Origin of the sequence: Streptomyces sp. NPDC091376 (assembly GCF_044757085.1) — a bacterium.
GTDB lineage: Bacteria > Actinomycetota > Actinomycetes > Streptomycetales > Streptomycetaceae > Streptomyces > Streptomyces pratisoli.
On record NZ_JBIVUF010000011.1, the window covers coordinates 42,212 to 58,391 of the forward strand.

Below are 16,180 nucleotides of genomic sequence, written 5' to 3' on the forward strand. Positions count from 1 at the left end.
AATCGGCGCAGCTACAACCCAGGTCGCGGGTCGCGGGTCAGTGCTGTGAGCACGGATAACGGAATCCGTGCCTCCAGGTCTCGTGGGGGGGGACCCTTTTGGAACTGCACAGCACACAGCCGGAGCCGATGGCGGCCGAGAGCGCGGTACCGCCCGAGAGCGCTGTACCGGCTGACAGCGCGGGACCGCCCGAGCACGTGGCACCGCCGGAGGGCGCGGTACCGCCCGAGCCGGAGCCCGAGGAGGCGCCCGTGCCGGCGAGGCCCGCGCGGCGCCGTGGGCGTACCGCGCTGGTTCTCGCCGTCGCCGCGGTGATCGGCGTCAGCGCGGGCACGGCCGTCGGTTTCAAGGTCCAGGCGGACCGTGCCCCGACGCCGCTGCCCGCCCTCAACCAGCCGGGACTCGGCTATCCGGCAGAGGCGCTGCCCGAGGGGCAGGAGCCCGAGCCGCTGAGCGCCGCCGAGGACCGTCAGGTGAAGACCGACGGCGATCTGCGCAAGCTGCTGCTGCCCAGGCCGAAGGGTGCGGCCAAGGGCGCGGGCGCAAAGCCCGGCGGCAGCTGGCTGGACGTCGAGGAGTACGCGCACCGGTTCCAGGACCCCGGCGGCATGTTCGGGAACTTCGTGCAGAGCGACATCCGCCGGGTCGCCTTCGTCGCCTGGAGGCAGGGCGCCCACAAGATGACGGACATCAAGCTCGTCCAGTTCCACTCGGGCCGCGACGCCATGGAGCACGCAACGGGCCAGCAGGACTACATGCCGAAGAGCTTCGAGTACTCCGCCGGAAACGACGGTGATCTGCTCAAGGGCAGCGGTAGCGGCCGCTACTACCTGTACCCCGTCAAGGAGAAGGCCGGCTACCTGCCGCACTACCGGGCCCGGGCCATCTTCCAGCGCGGCGACGTGATGGTCGACATCGACATCTTCGACACCAAGCGGATCAGCAAGAACGAGATCCGCTCGCTGGCCGAGCGACAGCTGGAGCGTCTGTCTTGAGATCCGTACTGACCGGAATCGTGCTGCCCGCCGTGCTCGTCCTGGGCGCGGTCGGTGGTGGCACCGCGTACACCGTCGTCACCGTGGACGGCGCGGACCGCACCGTTCCCACCACCGCATGGGCCGATGCGAAGAGCAAGCCCTCGAAGGATCCTGCCGAGAACGCCCGGCGCGGTCGGGCCTCCACCCCGCTCAGCAAGCTGCTGCTGCCGGTGCCCGACGGATACCGTCTCGGCCCCGACTTCGAGGAGTACGGCAATGACGTCGAGCTGAGCGGGAAGCAGGCGACCGCCCTGATGAAGGAGTGGGGCAGCCGCCTGTCCGGCAACGAACGCCGCACCTACGAGAAGCAGGTGAACAAGCTCGGGCTCCAGGGCATCGCCGTCCGCTCGTACGCCACCGAGTTCGCCGAGCGCGGGGGTGCGTACGAGCAGGACGTCGTCATCACCGTGGAGATCACCCGGATGAAGAACACGCGCCAGGTGCGCGACGCGTACAAGCTCCAGACGGAACTGGTGGGACTGCTCGACCTCCCGAAGGGACCGAAGATCAAGGGCCACAAGAACGTGGCCTGCTTCGTCGGTCCGAAGGCGAAGAAGGACGAGGCCGAGAAGGACAAGGGCTGGAAGGAGCTCGACGGGATGCGCTGCTTCGCGTACGACTCCGAGCTGCTGGTGAGCGTCAACGCGGTGGGCATGGAGCCGTTCGACAAGACGGCGATCGCCGACATGGTGCAGGAGCAGCTCGATCACATCGCTTCGCCGGGAGAGTACGTATGACCGAGCAGACCGAGCAGACCGAGCAGACCGAGCAGACCGAGCAGACCGAGCAGACCGAGCAGACCGAGCAGAGCGCCCCGGTCGGGCAGAGTGACCAGGCCGAGCAGTCCGAGCAGGCCGCTGGGACGACTGAGCCGCCGGTGGAGACCGAGCAGCCCGCGGAAGCCGTGGAGCCGGTGACGGACACCCCGCCGCGCGACCGGCGCCGCGTGCTGCGCGCCGTCGGACTCTGGACCGCCGCCGTGCTCGTCTGCGGCGGGCTCGGCACCGGCACGGCGTACGGGATCGCCGCCATGGAGCGCTCCGACGTTCCGGGCCTCGCCACCCAGGGCGACGGCCGCTGGGACTACCCACGCCTTTCGCTGCCGGCCCTGCCCGAAGGCAGCCCCCGGCCTTTCACCGATGGCAACCAGCACGAGATCCACCACGCCGACCTGCGTGAACTGCTGCTGCCCGCACCGGCGGGGGCCACCGAGGACAAGAAGCTGAACGGCGGCTGGGTCAGCAACGCCCAGTACGTCTCGGAGTACGCGAAGGACCACCGCGCCGACCTCGAGCAGGCGCTGGCCGACTACGCCGTACGGCACATCGCCGCCCGTGCCTGGACCATGCCCGACGGCACCACGTCCCGGGTCTATCTCCTCCGGTTCGACTCGGCCGGCACGGCGGAGGAGTTCAACAGCATCGAGCTCGGGGTCGGGCTGTCCCCCGATGTGGCGCTGGCGGCCGCGCCGGGGGAGGCCGAGCTGGACGAGGGGTGGGACGTGGAGGGGCCCGCCGTCGGGAAGTCGGCGATCTCCGTGTACACGGAGGTGAAGCCGATCGGGCCCGTGCAGACCCGGCAGGCGTACATCCAGGCCGGTGACACCGTCGCGCTGATCTTCCAGTCCCGGAAGGGCGAGGCCCTGAGCGTCCCCTTCCACCAGACGGTCGTCCTGCAGAACCAGCTCCTGGGCTGACCTCGCAGAGAGGGCCGGGCCCCTGCCCACTAAGCTGGGGTCCGGCCCGTACAGCCTGCACGCCCATCCGAGGAGTACCCGTGATCCTGTTCTTCGAGATTCTGCTGGTCCTGGTCTGTGTCGGCGTGCTCGCCTTCACCGGCCTGGCCGTGAAGAAGCTGTACCAGGGCCAGCGCTAGTCCCGTATTCCGCAGATCGACTCCCACAGATCGACAGAGCCACTCATGATCGAGATCCCGTCCGACCTCAATCCCGACCTCGTTCCCCTCGCCTTTCTCCTGGGCACGTGGGAGGGCGCGGGTGTGTCCGACTTCCCCGGCTCGGAGAAGTGCAACTTCGGCCAGTCCGTGACGTTCAGCCACGACGGCCGGGACTTCATCGAGTACGTGTCGCACAGCTGGGTGCTGGACTCCGAGGGCAACAAGGTGAGGCCGCTGGAGTCCGAGTCGGGCTACTGGCGCATCGACAAGGACCGCAAGGTCGAGATCGTCATGGTCCGTGACCAGGGCATCGTGGAGATCTGGTACGGCGACCTCGCCGACAAGAAGCCGCAGATCGACCTGGCCACGGACGCGGTCGCGCGCACCGCCGCCTCCTCGGCGTACTCGGGCGGCAAGCGGCTCTACGGCTACGTCAACGGCGACCTGATGTGGGTCGGCGAGAAGGCCACCCCCGAGGTGCCGCTGCGGCCGTACATGTCGGCGCAGCTGAAGAAGGTCGTCACCCCGGAGCAGGTCGAGTCATGGGCCAAGGACCTCGGTGACCTCCCGGACGACGGCATCGCGTTCTTCAAGTAGGCCGTCGACGCAGGTCGTCGAGCCCGGACCTCCCGGCTGTTCCGCCGGGACCGGGCCAGGACCGTGCGGGCTGCCTACACTGGACGCGTGGTGAGCACCGACTGGAAGAGCGATCTGCGGCAGCGCGGCTACCGTCTGACTCCGCAGCGCCAGCTTGTCCTCGAAGCCGTCGACACCCTTGAGCACGCGACCCCCGACGACATCCTCGTCGAGGTGCGCAAGACCGCTTCCGGGGTGAACATCTCGACGGTCTACCGGACGCTGGAGCTGCTGGAGGAGCTGGGCCTGGTCTCGCACGCCCATCTGGGGCACGGCGCGCCCACCTACCACCTCGCCGACCGGCACCACCACCTCCATCTGGTCTGCCGGGACTGCGGCGACGTGATCGAGGCCGATGTCGACGTGGCCGCCGGCTTCACGGCCGAGCTCCGTGAGCAGTTCGGGTTCACCACCGACATGAAGCACTTCGCGATCTTCGGCCAGTGCGGCCGGTGCGCCGGGAAGGCAGCTGCCGGCCAGTCGTAGGCTTATGTCCATGCAGCGACATTCCACGATCAGCCCTCTGCTGTCCCTGCCCGGAGCTGTCCCGGCCGAGGGGCGCGACGAAGGTGTCGCCGCGCACTACGGCGACCTGTTCCGCGAGCAGCGGGCGCTCGCCGACGGCAGCGGGTTCGTCGACCTCTCGCACCGCGGCGTCATCGCCGTCTCCGGCCCCGACCGGCTCAGCTGGCTGCACCTGCTGCTCACCCAGCACCTGAGCGAGCTGCCCGCCGGCGAGGCCACCGAGGCCCTGATCCTGTCCGCGCACGGCCACATCGAGCACGCGCTGTATCTCGTGGACGACGGCGAGACGGTCTGGGCGCACATCGAACCCGGCACGCAGGAGGCGCTCCTCACGTACCTGGAGTCGATGAAGTTCTTCTACCAGGTGGAAGTCGCCGATCGTACGGACGAGTTCGCGGTCGTGCACCTGCCGGCCGGCTCGATCGCCGAGGCCCCGGAGGGCGTGGTCGTACGGGAGACGGCGCAGGGCCGTGATCTCTTCCTGCCCCGGGCCGCCCTGGAGTCGTACGCCGCCGCCAACGGCCCCGCGGCCGGTGTCCTGGCGTACGAGGCGCTGCGCGTCGAGGCGCACCGTCCACGGCTCGGCTTCGAGACCGACCATCGCACGATCCCGCACGAGGTCGGGCTGATCGGCAGCGCCGTGCACCTCCAGAAGGGCTGCTACCGGGGCCAGGAGACCGTGGCGCGCGTCCACAACCTGGGGAAGCCGCCGCGCCGGCTGGTCTTTCTGCACCTCGACGGCAGCGAGGTGCACCTGCCGGGGCACGGCACGCCGGTACGCCTGGCCGCGGACGGTGAGGAAGGGCGGCAGCTCGGCTTCATCACGACGTCCGCCCGCCACCACGAGCTGGGCCCGATCGCGCTCGCGCTGGTGAAGCGGAACGTGCCGGTGGACGCGGAACTGCTGGCGGGCGACACGGCGGCGGCCCAGGAGGTCGTGGTCGAGCCGTAGAGCCGCCACGCCCGGCCCCCCGGGCGGCCGGCTTCGCCCAGGGCCTCACACCTCGATCAGTACCGTGAACGGGCCGTGGTTCGTGAGCGAGACCCGCATGTCCGCTCCGAACCGGCCCGTCTCCACCTGGGCTCCCAGCTCCCGCAGCCGGGCCACCACCTCGTCGACGAGCGGTTCGGCGATCTCTCCCGGCGCCGCGGCGTTCCACGTGGGACGGCGGCCCTTGCGGGCGTCCCCGTAGAGAGTGAACTGGGAAATCACCAGCAAGGGCGCATTCACGTCGGAGCAGGATTTCTCGCCCTCGAGGATCCGCACCGACCACAGCTTGCGGGCGAGCTGCGCCGCCTTCTCCGCCGTGTCCCCGTGGGTGACTCCCACCAGTACACACAGCCCTTGGCCGACGATCTCACCCACGGTCTCACCGGCCACCACGACGCTCGCGCCGTCGACCCTCTGCACCACTGCACGCATACAGACCAACCTATCGGGGGCTGAACGGGTGCAGACCGCCTGCACCGGTACCGTCCGTAGTGGCACGATGCACGGAGTCGGTGCATCCCCTCGGCCCTCCTTGCCCGGGGAGACCCCATGCACCGGTCGAGGGGACTGATTCACGCATGAGCACTCCTGGCGCCGGGCAGTCGCCCGGTCCCGTACCGACGACCCGCCGTTCCGCCTCCGGGACGGGCGCCGTCCGCCCGCCCGCGCAACGCACCGCCGCCTCGTACATCGAGCCCCGCGCACACGACCTCGCCACCCTGCGGCTGCCGGAGCTGCGCGCGCTGCGCAAGGATTCGCAGCGTGACGAGGCGGACCTCAGCTATGTGCGGCGACTGCTGCAGGGCCGGATCGACATCCTCCGCGCGGAGCTGTCCCGGCGTACGGCACCGCCGGCGCCCGCGCCCGTACTCTCCGCCTCGGCCGGCGGGCCGGGACTGACCGGCCCGGACGCCGCGGTCGTCGACCGGCTCTCGCAGATCCTCACCGACCCGCCGTCGCGGCGCGGCAGTTCGGCCCGGCACGTCACGCTGTCCACGCCGCGCGGCGAGGAGTACCGGCTGCTGGCAGCGGAGATGCTCGCCGAGGTGGAGCTCTCCGACCTGGACGCGCGCACGGACGACGAACTGCACGCGGCGATGGGGCGGCTCGCGGGCTATGAGCAGCAGGTCTCGCGGCAGCGCCAGCAGTTGCAGCGCACCGCGGACGACTGCAGCGCCGAGATCGCGCGCAGGTACCGTGAGGGCGAAGCGCAAGTAGACGACCTGCTCACCTGACGCGCGGGGTGCGGCGTCCGGGGGCGTGGCCGCTTCCGGCCGGGCCGCCTCCGGCGGCGTGGCCTCCGGGGCGGGTCCCTGTTCCGGAAGGCCGCCGCATGCCCGCCAGCTCGTCCGAGCCCGTACCCGTGTCCGAGCCCGTACCCGTGTCCGAGCCCGTACCCGTGTCCGAGGCCGCGACGACGTCCGCGTCGTTGCCCGCGTCTGTGCCTGTGCCTGTGCTGCCGACCGGGACCCACCCGATCCTCGCCGAGGTCGTACGCTCCGGCTTCGTCGAGGGCAGGCACCGGGGCTCCCTGGTCGTCCTGGCGGCGGACGGCAGCGTGGAGCTGGCGCTGGGCGACCCGGCCGCGCCGTTCTTCCCGCGCTCGTCGAACAAGCCGATGCAAGCCGCGGCCGTACTGCGCGCGGGCCTCGACCTCGCGGGGGAGCGGCTGGCGTTGGCCGCGGCGAGTCACTCGGGCGAGCCGTTCCACATCGAGCTGGTCCGCAGGATGCTCGCCGAGAACGGGCTGACCGCGGATCACCTCCGCACCCCGCCCGCCCTGCCGCTGGACCCGGCCGAGGCGGAGAGGTACCTCGCGTCCGGCCGGGGACGAGACCGGATCGCCATGAACTGCTCCGGCAAGCACACGGCGATGCTGGCGGCGTGCCGCCTGAACGGCTGGGAGCTGGACACGTACGTCGACCCGTCCCACCCGCTCCAGCTGCTGACGCGCACGGTCGTGGAGGAATCCGCGGCGGAGCCGGTCGCCGCGATCGGGACGGACGGCTGCGGGGCGCCGCTGATGGCGATCAGCCTGCTGGGCCTGGCGCGGGCGTACCGACTGTTCGTCCTGGCCCCGGAGGGCTCGGCCGAACGACGGGTGGCGGACGCGATGCGCGCCCACCCCGAGTACGTCGCCGGGACGAACCGGCCGGACACCTGGCTGATGCGGGCCGTGCCGGGCGCACTCTCGAAGGTGGGCGCCGAGGCGGTCCAGGCGGTGGCCCTGGCCGACGGGCGGGCCCTCGCCTTCAAGATCGACGACGGTGGGACGCGGGCGCTGGGCCCGGTGCTGGCGCGGCTGCTGGAAGGTCTTGGCGTGGACGACCCGGTCGTGGCGCGCATCGCCGAGGCCCCGGTCCACGGTGGCGGCAGGCCGGTCGGGGAGATCCGGGCGGCCTTCTGAAGCCCTGCTTCCGTGTCGGGATCCCCGTTCGGGAAAATCCCGTGACGGGCGGGACGGTCGCGCATAGCGTGGCGCCATGAGCACCGATGCGCGCCCTGAAGTGCGTCCCGTGAACGAGTCCGAGTTCGCCGACTGGCTGCGCGCGTGCAGGACCGGCTTCCTGCAGTCCCCGGTGATCACCTCGGCGTACGCGGCGAACCGGCTGGCACACTCCGACCTGCCCCGGGTGCTGGGCGCCTTCGATGGCGGCCGCTGCGTGGCGACGTACCGTTCCTTCACGCAGGAACTCACGGTCCCCGGCGGTGCCGTCGTGCAGGCGAACGCCGTCTCCAACGTCACCGTCAGCCCGACGCACCGCCGCCGCGGCCTGCTGACCAGGATGATCACCACGGATCTCGCGGCCGCGAAGGAGCGCGGCGAGGCCGTCTCGACGCTGGTGGCCGCCGAGTACCCGATCTACGGGCGGTACGGCTTCGGCCCCGCGACCTGGTTCACCGAGTGGAGCATCGACGTCCGCCGCACCGGCCTCGACCCACGCCGGCCGGTTCCCGACGACGGCGGCCGGATCGATCTGGTCGACGCCGCGGAGGTTCGCAAGCTCGGCCCCGAGCTGTACGACCGCTTCCGCACCGGCCAGGCCGGGGCGACCGACCGCGACGAGCACTGGTGGGCGACCAACACGGGCCAGGAGCCGGTCGGTGGCGAGCCCTGGAAGGAGCCGTACTACGCGCTGTACCGCTCGGCTGCCGGTGACGTGGAGGGCCTGGTCGTCTACCGGTCCGAGCCGCACTGGACCGATGCCGGGCAGCCCGACAACACCGCGGTCGTCGAGAAACTGATCGCGACCTCGCCCGCCGCCGAGCGCGCCCTGTGGCACTTCCTCTGCTCGATCGACTGGGTCACCACGGTGCGGACCGGCTGCCGCGCCCCCGACGACCTCCTCCCCCACTTCTTCCCCGACCCCCGTGCGGCCCGCACGGTCACCCACTCGGACTCCCTGTGGGTGCGCGTCCTGGACGTCGTACGGGCCCTGGAAGCGCGTACGTACAGCGCCCCCGGCACGCTGGTCCTGGACCTCCACGACCCGGCGGGGACGGCGGCCGGCCGATTCCGGCTGGACGTGCGCCCCGACGGAGCGGCGGAGTGTTCCCCGACCGCCCTCACGGCCGACCTCTCCATGGACGTACGGGAGTTGGGCGCCCTCTACCTCGGCGACGAATCGGTACTGCGCCTGCAGGCCCTGGGCCGAGTCACAGAGGAACGCCCGGGCGCGGCAGCCCTGGCGGACACCCTCTTCCGCACCCCACGCCGGCCGTGGTGCCCGGACATCTTCTGACGCGCGGGTGTGGACCACGGCCGCGTCGCGGCCGCTCTCAGGACATCCAGCGCTCGACCGCCGACTCGACGTCGCCCGGCTCGGGCGCCGGCAGCGACCCGGCAGCCCAGTGGGGCCGGGCCGCGGTGATCTTGTCCGCGAGTTCCCCGGCCAGCGTGGACCGGGCTTCCCGGTCCCGCTCCGCGGCGATGCGCCGTCCCCAGCGGATCGTGTCCACGACGGCCGACTTCACCGCCTCGTAGGCGAGGTAGTAGCCGAGATCGCGGCTCCACCGCGTTCGGCACTCGCTCGGTGCCGCGCGCTCCCAGCCCTCGGCCACCACATGCCGCTCGGCCGGTGAGTAGGACATCTTGTGGAGGTGGTCGCCGAGGTCGTACACGGGATCGCCCCACAGAGCGAGCTCCCAGTCGAGGAAGACGACCTGCCCCTGACGGCCCAGGATCATGTTCTTGCGATGGATGTCCGCGTGCAGCAGCCGAAAGGACCGCTCGGCCAGACCGGCAGCCCGCTCCTGGAGCAGAGCGCACGGGTCCTCCGGGATACCGAGCGCCTCGTACAGGCCGCCGGCAGTGGCGTCGTGCCTGCGCCGGATCACGCGGACCAGGTCCAACAGGCGTCCGGCGAAGCCTTCCGTGTCCCCGTCGTGCGGCCAGTCGCCGGGCACTTCGGGCAGGGCGCGGGCCGGTACCCGCAGCAGTCGGCCGAAGAGAGTCTCGATGCTGTCCAGCACCGGCTCGGGCAGGGGCTTGCCGTCGGGGAAGAGAGCGTCGACGCGCCGGCCTTGCACGAACTCGTGAATCTGGAAGCCGGGGTCGGTGCTGGCGTGCAGGAGGCGGGGAGCCGCGGGCACATGAGGGCGGATGGCGGAGAGCACGTCGGCCTCGGACCACAGGGTGAGATCCATGGCCTCGGGGTCGTCGGCGCGCATCCGGACGACGACGGGACCGCTGTCCGCCTCCATCCGGACGTTGCGGTTGTAGTGCCCCGACTCGCCCTCCCGCGCGCAGGCCTCTTCGTAGAGGGCAACAGGGTCCATGACTACGTCTCCGACCAGGGGGCGAGCGCGGTGGCAACCCGCTCGGGAGTGATGTCGGGAGACGATCCCCACACCAGGCGGGCGGCGTTCACCTTCTTCGCCAGCCGGGTGAGGAGGACCTCGCGCTCCGGGGGGCGCGCGCCTGCGAGCTGCTTGGAGTAGCGGACCGTGTCGACGATCGCCGACTTGATGCGCTCGTGCGCCATGTACAGGTCGAGATCGCTGCGCGGTCCGGCGGTGGACGGTGCCGGCAGTCGTTCCTGCCACTGCCGGATCACCTCGGCCCGCTGCTCGTCCGGATAGTCCATCTTGTGGAAGTGGATCGCGAGTTCGTACGCCGGATCGCCCCACAGCGCCAGCTCCCAGTCGAGGAACCAGGTGACGCCGTTGTGGACGATCATGTTCTTGCGGTGGAGGTCGGCGTGGAGCACGGTGAACGGCCGGGGCGTGAGCCCGTCCCACAAAGGATCGACGACTGCCAGCGGTTCTTCCGGGATGCCGAAGTCGGCGAAGACCTGCCGGTATTCCTCGACATGCGTCCGATGGATGCTTCTGGTGAGGTCGGCCAGCAGCCGGGCGAATCCGCTGCTGTCGCCGCAGGCCGGCCAATGGGCGGGGATCCCGGGCACCTTCTCCTCCGGGATCCGCGTCAGCTGGTCCATCAGCGCCACGACATCGCCCATCACATGGGCGGGAACGGAGCGTCCGCGCGGGCAGAAGCCGTCGAGCACCCGTCCCTCGATGAAGTGGTGGACCTGGAACCGTGGCTCGTCCGACACATGGCGCAGCTCGGGCGCCTGGCCGACGTAGGGCCTGATGCAGGCGAGTACCTCCTCCTCGCGCCACAGCCGTACGTCCATGATGTCCGCCCCCGCCAGGGGGATACGGACGTTGACCTTCCCTTCGGGGGTGTCCACCCCGACATTGCGGTTGTAGTACCCGGCGGCACCGTCCGCCTCCGATGCCTGCTGGTAGAGCCTGAGCCAGGTCACGAGGTCACCTCGAGCAGCGTCGACAGAACATCATCCGTGCGGCTGTGCAGGTCTTGCGGCGCTCCGAGCAGGCGCAGTGAGGGACGAGCGCGTTCGGCGGCCGCTGTGAGCTCGGGATCGATGAGACCGGTGCGTTCGGCCGCGCGTTGAATGGTCAGAATCAGCGAAGGATAGACCTGGCAGGCCTCCAGCTCCCGTGCCGAGTGGAGCAGCAGTTCCTGTGCCGCCCTTCGCTCACCCCGACGCAGTAGCAGGAAGGCCCGGAACATGTCGGCCCGGGCCCGCCCCGAGCGGTAGCCGGCCAGGTCGAGAGCGGTGTTGGCGTTGCGGAAGGCCATGTCCGCCCGGTCCAGTTGCCCCAGCCGTAGCTGGGCGATGGCCATCGCGGTGTACACCTTTCCGATCTCGTGCTGGGCGCCGAGATCCCGCTGGACTTCGAGGGCGGCGCCCGCCTCCACGACGGCGGCCTCGGGATCCGTGAACGCCAGCAGTTCGGCCCTGTTGGTCCTGATGTTGGCAAGGCCCACGACGGCGCCTATCGCGTCGTACTCCTCCTCGGCGTGCGCCATGAGTTCCGCGGCCATGCCGAAGTCCATCAGGAAGCGGTGCCCCAGGTGCATCAAGCGCTTCAGGTCCCCCCGAATGATGTGCTCGTGCGGGGCGCAGATGTCATGGACCTCCTCCGCCAGGGCGAAGGCGCCCGCGAAGTCCCCCTGCCACATCCGGATGTCCGCGACACACAACCCGGCGGAGGTCCGGGCCTCCCCGGCGTGCTCCTCCCAGACCCGGGCGAAGATACTCGCCGCATGGCTGCTCTCCCCGGCGATCCGGCGCGCGTTGGCCCCGGCCAGTGCGAGGCGGGCCGAGACGACCGAGCGGACGGGCATGTCGAGGGCAGGAGTCAGCGCCATGGCCGCGTTCGTGTCCCCGAGCTCCAGCTTCGACTCCGCGTCCAGACAGTCGGCGGCGTCACGGATCCCGGGCAGGGCGGCAACGGCGTAGTCGGTTTCCGCCGGGGCCGCGAGATGGCTCCGGATGTCCTTGACCATTCCGTCCACCGCTTGCCTGCCGCCCATGATGATGGCCCGGTCGGCGTGCTTCTGGATCTGCTCGGGGGAGATGTTCTCCGCATGGAGTCCGTGGTAGACGGCCTCCCGCAGGGGGGAGGAGCGGGTCACTCCTGAACGCGCCGCGCCGGCTTCGACGCGCTCCGCCAGGTCTTCCCAGAACTTCCGGAGCACAGCGTGGACCTCACGTGTGACCGTGGGCGAGAGGTGGTGCTGAAGCGCCACGATCATCAGTTGGTGCAGCCGGTACCAGCCCTCGGGCAGCGGGTAGGCGAACGAATAGGAGGTGAGCGACTCCCAGGTCAGCAGATTGGTGGGAAGGTCGAAGTGCCGGCCGATGGTCCGGAACGCCCCTTGGTCGAAGGTCCGCGCGACACTGAGCAGTTCCAGGATCCGGACCTCGTCCGGAGCCACGTGCTGCAGGAACCGCTGGACGATCTCCTCCGCCGTTCCGGCGTCCTCCGTCCTGGCCGGATTCTGGACATGCGTGTCGACGGCGAGATGGAGGTAGAAGGGCACTCCAGCGCTGGCCTCGGCGATCGTGCGCTGTCGTGCGGCCTCCGTGATACCCGCCTGGGAGAGCAGTTCGAGGCGAGCGGCCATCGGGAGCCCGTCGACCCTCTCCTCCCGGATCACCGCCTCCCAGTCCTTGTCGTAGACCGTCCAGGCAAGGGGTTCCCGGCTCGCCAGCACGGTCAGCCCGCCGTGGAGCTGTCCGAGCAGATCGCGCAGCCAGGCGTCGGATCCGTAACTGCGGCCGCCCGGCAGCGGGGTGGGCACCATCGCCTCGTAGGCGTCCACGTAGAGCACGTACGGACGCTCCTCGGCCGCCTGCCGCAACTCCTCGGCGAACAGGTACGAGACCGCGTGCCCCAGATCGGCGTTCGAGAGGCTGTCGAGTTCCTGGAGCGTCGGGTCGGACTGGATCCGCTGCCTGCGTTGCCGGTTGGCCATCGCCCGGCCCGTGAGCCGCACCAGCCCCGCCGCCGTGCCGAACACCGGCAGGCCCATGGCGTCGTCGAGGATCTTCGACAGCACTTCGCTGTCCTCGGCGAAGGGCGTGTTCTTCCGGTCCATCGGCAGCTGGGGATGCACACGCTGCCACAGGACGGCGTAGGCGATGTCGAATCGGTCGAACTTCACGCCCTGTGCGCCGAGTTCCATGCGCAGAACGGCGAGAGCGTCCTCCTGCTGCCGCAGCGTCGGAAGCTGCAGGTCGAGACGGGCCGTACGGAAGGTGTCCGGAGTACGGGAGCGCAGTTCCTGCAGCAGGCGGGACTTTCCGATTCCCCCGACGCCGACCAGGTTCAGGATCCGCGGATTCTCGAAGGCTCCCCGTAATTCCCCGTCGTACGTCGCGAGCAGTCCTTCACGATTGAAGAACTGCCGCTGCAGAGCTGACACCCGCCGATAGCGCGGCCTGATGGGCACAGCGACTCCCCCCTGATCCCCGACGCTGCCGCAGGCAAGGCTACCCATGGCGATACCGCGGGAACAGTGACCCGCAGGACGGTAACGCCGCTCGCTGCGGGGCCGGATCACCTCGTCCGCAGCCTGAACAGCAGCGAGCCGCCCACCGTGCCCAGGGCCAGCAGGCCCGCGCACCATGCCAGCGCGATCCACGGGGTGTTGCCGACGGGCTGGCCGAGGAGGAGGCCGCGGAGGGACTCGATCACCGGGGTGACCGGCTGGTGTTCCGCGAAGCCGTGGAGCCAGCTCGGCATGGTGTCGATCGGGACGAACGCGCTGCTCGGGTAGGGCAGGAACATCATGAAGAACGTGAACCCGCCCGCCGACTCCGGGGACTTGGCGAGCAGTCCGATCGCCGCCGAGAGCCAGGAGATGGCCACGATGAAGGCGAGCAGGAGACCGGTGGCGGCGAGCCAGCCGGCCGGTGTCGCCTCGGGGCGGAAGCCGATGGCGAAGGCGACGCCGAGGACGAGGGCGGTCGAGACGAGGTTGCGGGCGGTACTGGCGGCGGCGTGGCCGGTGAGGATGGGGATGCCGCCGATGTCGAGCGAGCGGAAGCGGTCGATGATGCCGCCCTTCATGTCGTCGCTGACGGTCACGGCGGTGCCGGCGGCGCCGAATCCCGCGCACAGCAGCAGGACGCCGGGGACGACGTAGGTGACGTACTCCGTGCCGGTGTCGATGGCTCCGCCGAAGAAGTAGACGAAGATCAGCATCAGCATGACGGGCAGCATCATGCTGGTGATGACGGCATCGACGTTGCGCCTGCTGAGGCGGATGCCGCGGCCGGTCAGGGTGAGCGCGTCAGACATGGGTGGGCTCCTCGGCTGTGGCGTCGCGCGGTGCGGTACGGGTGAGGGTCAGGAAGACGTCGTCGAGCGTCGCGGTGTGCAGGGTGAAGCGGGCCACGTCGCCGCGGTCCGGGTCGAGTTCGTCGAGCAGGGCGCGGACATGGGCCGCCGTGCCGTCGGTCGGGAGGCCGAGGGTGAGGGTCTCGGGGGAGCGGTGGACCGCGCGGGCGGTGTGGCGTTCGTAGGCGTCGCGGCTGGTGAGCACGAGGTCGAGGCGATGACCCGCGACCCGGCTCTTGAGCTCGTGGGCGGTGCCCTCGGCCACGATCCGACCGCCGTCGATCACGGCGATGCGGTCCGCGAGCTGATCGGCCTCCTCCAGGTACTGCGTCGTGAGGAAGACCGTGGCCCCGCCCGCCGACAACTCCCGTACGACCTGCCACAGCTGCTGGCGGCTGCGCGGGTCGAGGCCGGTCGTCGGCTCGTCCAGGAAGATCACCTCGGGGCTGCCGACGAGGCCGGCGGCGAGGTCGAGCCTGCGCCGCATCCCGCCGGAGTAGGTGCGCGCGAGACGCCGGGCGGCGGGGGTGAGGTCGAAGCGTTCGAGGAGTTCGGCGGCGCGGCGGCGGGCGGCCGCGCGTGAGGCGCCGCCGAGGCGGGCCATCATCCGCAGGTTCTCCTCGCCGGTCTGCATCTCGTCGACCGCCGCGAACTGACCGGTGAGGCTGATCGCCCCGCGTACGGCGGACCGTTCGGCGACGACGTCATGGCCGGCGACCCGGGCGTGGCCCCCGTCCGCGGTCGTGAGCGTCGCGAGGATGCGGATGGTGGTGGTCTTGCCCGCGCCGTTGGGGCCGAGGAGCGAGAAGACGGTGCCCCGTTCGACGCGCAGATCGACGCCGTCGAGGACGCTGACGTCGCCGTACGACTTCCTGAGGGCGGTGGCCTCGACGGCGGGGCGGGACGGGTGGTGCGGGTGCTGCGTGCCTGGCTCCCGTGCGGTCGGGTCCTGTGAGCGCGGCGTCATGCCGTTCCCCCTCAGCTCGAAGTTTCATGTACTGCGTATGGCATACGCGTTATCGCGTAAGGGTTACGCATTACTAGGATGTGCGTCAAGGTTCTTCGGAGAACAGAGGTGCGGAGCGGTGGCCGAGCGCGGCGAATCAGGCGGCAGCGGCAGCGGTACGGGGCTGCCCGCGAGCATCGAGGCCGCGTGGGGGCTGCGGGAGCGCCCCTCCAAAGGCCCCAGGCCGGGGCTCAGTCTGGGCCGGATCGTCGACGCCGCGGTCGGTCTGGCTGCGGAGGAGGGGCTCGCGGCGGTCTCGATGGGGCGCGTCGCGAAGGTGCTCGGCGTCTCGACGATGTCGCTCTACCGGTACGTCGCCGCCAAGGACGAGCTGTACGTCCTGATGCAGGAGGCGGTCATCGGGACCCCGCCGCCGACACGGAAGGGCGAGGGGTGGCGTGCGGCGCTCGCCGCCTGGGCGTGGGCGCAGCGCGAGGTCTTCCACCGGAACCTGTGGGCACTGCGCGTCCCGGTGTCCGGCCCGCCGGCGACCCCCAACATGGTGGCGTGGTGGGAGCAGGGCATGGTGGCGCTGGAGTCCACCGGGCTCGACGACGGTCAGAAGATCTCGGTGATCCTGCTGGTCGGCGGCTTCGTCCGGAGCGAGGCCATGGTGATGAGCGACATCGGTGCGGCGGTCGAGGCGAGCGGTGGCGAGGAGGAGTTCCTCGCCCGCCATGTGAACACCCTGACCCGGCTCGCCGATCCGCAGCGCTATCCGTCCGTGGCCGGGCTGCTCGGCTCGGGTGTGCTGACCCAGCCGGACGAGCCCGACCATGAGTTCACCTTCGGGCTGGACCGGATCCTGGACGGGGTGGCGGTACTGGTCGCGGCGCAGGAGGGCGGAGGGCAGGGCGGACGGGAGGGATCCGCGGATCCCCGCTGACCTGCTGAGCCGTCCGCCTGCAGACTGCGTCGTCCGCTGACCTG

General features: G+C 70.7%; 16 protein-coding genes. 10 read left to right on the forward strand and 6 right to left on the reverse strand.

Annotated elements, in window-relative coordinates; genetic code table 11:
- The first annotated feature begins 98 nt into the window (after window positions 1-98).
- The 6 genes from ACIQMR_RS23375 to ACIQMR_RS23400 all read left to right on the forward strand — a co-directional run bounded on the left by ACIQMR_RS23375 (window position 99) and on the right by ACIQMR_RS23400 (window position 5,046).
- Window positions 99-995: a hypothetical protein gene (locus tag ACIQMR_RS23375; protein WP_401390426.1), complete on the forward strand. Its 897-nt coding sequence runs from the start codon at window positions 99-101 to the stop codon at window positions 993-995.
- On the forward strand, window positions 992-1,774 hold the full coding sequence (locus ACIQMR_RS23380; RefSeq protein WP_401390429.1) for a hypothetical protein: 783 nt from the start codon (window positions 992-994) through the stop codon (window positions 1,772-1,774). The genes ACIQMR_RS23375 and ACIQMR_RS23380 overlap by 4 nt, the downstream gene beginning before the upstream one ends.
- Window positions 1,771-2,733, forward strand: a complete 963-nt coding sequence (locus ACIQMR_RS23385) for a hypothetical protein (protein ID WP_401390432.1) — start codon at window positions 1,771-1,773, stop codon at window positions 2,731-2,733. Before ACIQMR_RS23380 ends, ACIQMR_RS23385 begins: the two co-directional genes overlap by 4 nt.
- Window positions 2,734-2,957: 224 nt before the next feature.
- Window positions 2,958-3,530, forward strand: a complete 573-nt coding sequence (locus ACIQMR_RS23390) for an FABP family protein (RefSeq protein WP_401390434.1) — start codon at window positions 2,958-2,960, stop codon at window positions 3,528-3,530.
- Window positions 3,531-3,617: 87 nt separating this feature from the next.
- A complete protein-coding gene (locus tag ACIQMR_RS23395) occupies window positions 3,618-4,055 on the forward strand; it encodes a Fur family transcriptional regulator (RefSeq protein ID WP_401390437.1) in 438 nt (145 codons plus the stop codon).
- A gap of 10 nt (window positions 4,056-4,065) precedes the next feature.
- Entirely contained in the window at window positions 4,066-5,046 is a 981-nt protein-coding gene (locus ACIQMR_RS23400; RefSeq protein ID WP_401390440.1) for a YgfZ/GcvT domain-containing protein, read from the forward strand.
- Between the two features lie 45 nt (window positions 5,047-5,091).
- Here the strand turns inward: ACIQMR_RS23400 and dtd are convergent, their stop codons facing one another.
- The gene (gene dtd / locus ACIQMR_RS23405; RefSeq protein ID WP_401390443.1) at window positions 5,092-5,517 is read right to left on the reverse strand and encodes a D-aminoacyl-tRNA deacylase; all 426 of its coding nucleotides are present in this window, start codon (window positions 5,515-5,517) and stop codon (window positions 5,092-5,094) included.
- A 146-nt stretch (window positions 5,518-5,663) separates the two neighbouring features.
- Between dtd and ACIQMR_RS23410 the strand changes: the two genes are divergently transcribed.
- From ACIQMR_RS23410 to ACIQMR_RS23420, 3 genes are all read left to right on the forward strand, one after another.
- Window positions 5,664-6,320: an AmfC protein gene (locus tag ACIQMR_RS23410; protein ID WP_401390446.1), complete on the forward strand. Its 657-nt coding sequence runs from the start codon at window positions 5,664-5,666 to the stop codon at window positions 6,318-6,320.
- Between the two features lie 98 nt (window positions 6,321-6,418).
- Window positions 6,419-7,492, forward strand: a complete 1,074-nt coding sequence (locus ACIQMR_RS23415; protein ID WP_401390449.1) for an asparaginase — start codon at window positions 6,419-6,421, stop codon at window positions 7,490-7,492.
- 76 nt (window positions 7,493-7,568) lie between these two features.
- Window positions 7,569-8,828, forward strand: a complete 1,260-nt coding sequence (locus tag ACIQMR_RS23420; protein WP_401390452.1) for a GNAT family N-acetyltransferase — start codon at window positions 7,569-7,571, stop codon at window positions 8,826-8,828.
- 37 nt (window positions 8,829-8,865) lie between these two features.
- Here the strand turns inward: ACIQMR_RS23420 and ACIQMR_RS23425 are convergent, their stop codons facing one another.
- The 5 genes from ACIQMR_RS23425 to ACIQMR_RS23445 form a co-directional block, all read right to left on the reverse strand.
- Window positions 8,866-9,864, reverse strand: a complete 999-nt coding sequence (locus ACIQMR_RS23425) for an aminoglycoside phosphotransferase family protein (protein ID WP_401390455.1) — start codon at window positions 9,862-9,864, stop codon at window positions 8,866-8,868.
- A 2-nt stretch (window positions 9,865-9,866) separates the two neighbouring features.
- Window positions 9,867-10,856 (reverse strand): phosphotransferase, encoded by a 990-nt coding sequence (locus tag ACIQMR_RS23430; RefSeq protein WP_401390458.1) that lies wholly within the window; start codon window positions 10,854-10,856, stop codon window positions 9,867-9,869.
- Window positions 10,853-13,354 (reverse strand): hypothetical protein, encoded by a 2,502-nt coding sequence (locus ACIQMR_RS23435; protein WP_401390460.1) that lies wholly within the window; start codon window positions 13,352-13,354, stop codon window positions 10,853-10,855. The genes ACIQMR_RS23430 and ACIQMR_RS23435 overlap by 4 nt, the downstream gene beginning before the upstream one ends.
- Window positions 13,355-13,461: 107 nt before the next feature.
- A complete protein-coding gene (locus tag ACIQMR_RS23440; RefSeq protein WP_401390463.1) occupies window positions 13,462-14,205 on the reverse strand; it encodes an ABC transporter permease in 744 nt (247 codons plus the stop codon).
- Window positions 14,198-15,211, reverse strand: a complete 1,014-nt coding sequence (locus ACIQMR_RS23445; RefSeq protein WP_401390466.1) for an ATP-binding cassette domain-containing protein — start codon at window positions 15,209-15,211, stop codon at window positions 14,198-14,200. The genes ACIQMR_RS23440 and ACIQMR_RS23445 overlap by 8 nt, the downstream gene beginning before the upstream one ends.
- Before the next feature lie 118 nt (window positions 15,212-15,329).
- On the opposite strand from ACIQMR_RS23445, the gene ACIQMR_RS23450 reads away from it, so the two are divergent.
- The gene (locus ACIQMR_RS23450) at window positions 15,330-16,136 is read left to right on the forward strand and encodes a TetR/AcrR family transcriptional regulator (protein ID WP_401390469.1); all 807 of its coding nucleotides are present in this window, start codon (window positions 15,330-15,332) and stop codon (window positions 16,134-16,136) included.
- Window positions 16,137-16,180: the final 44 nt, after the last annotated feature.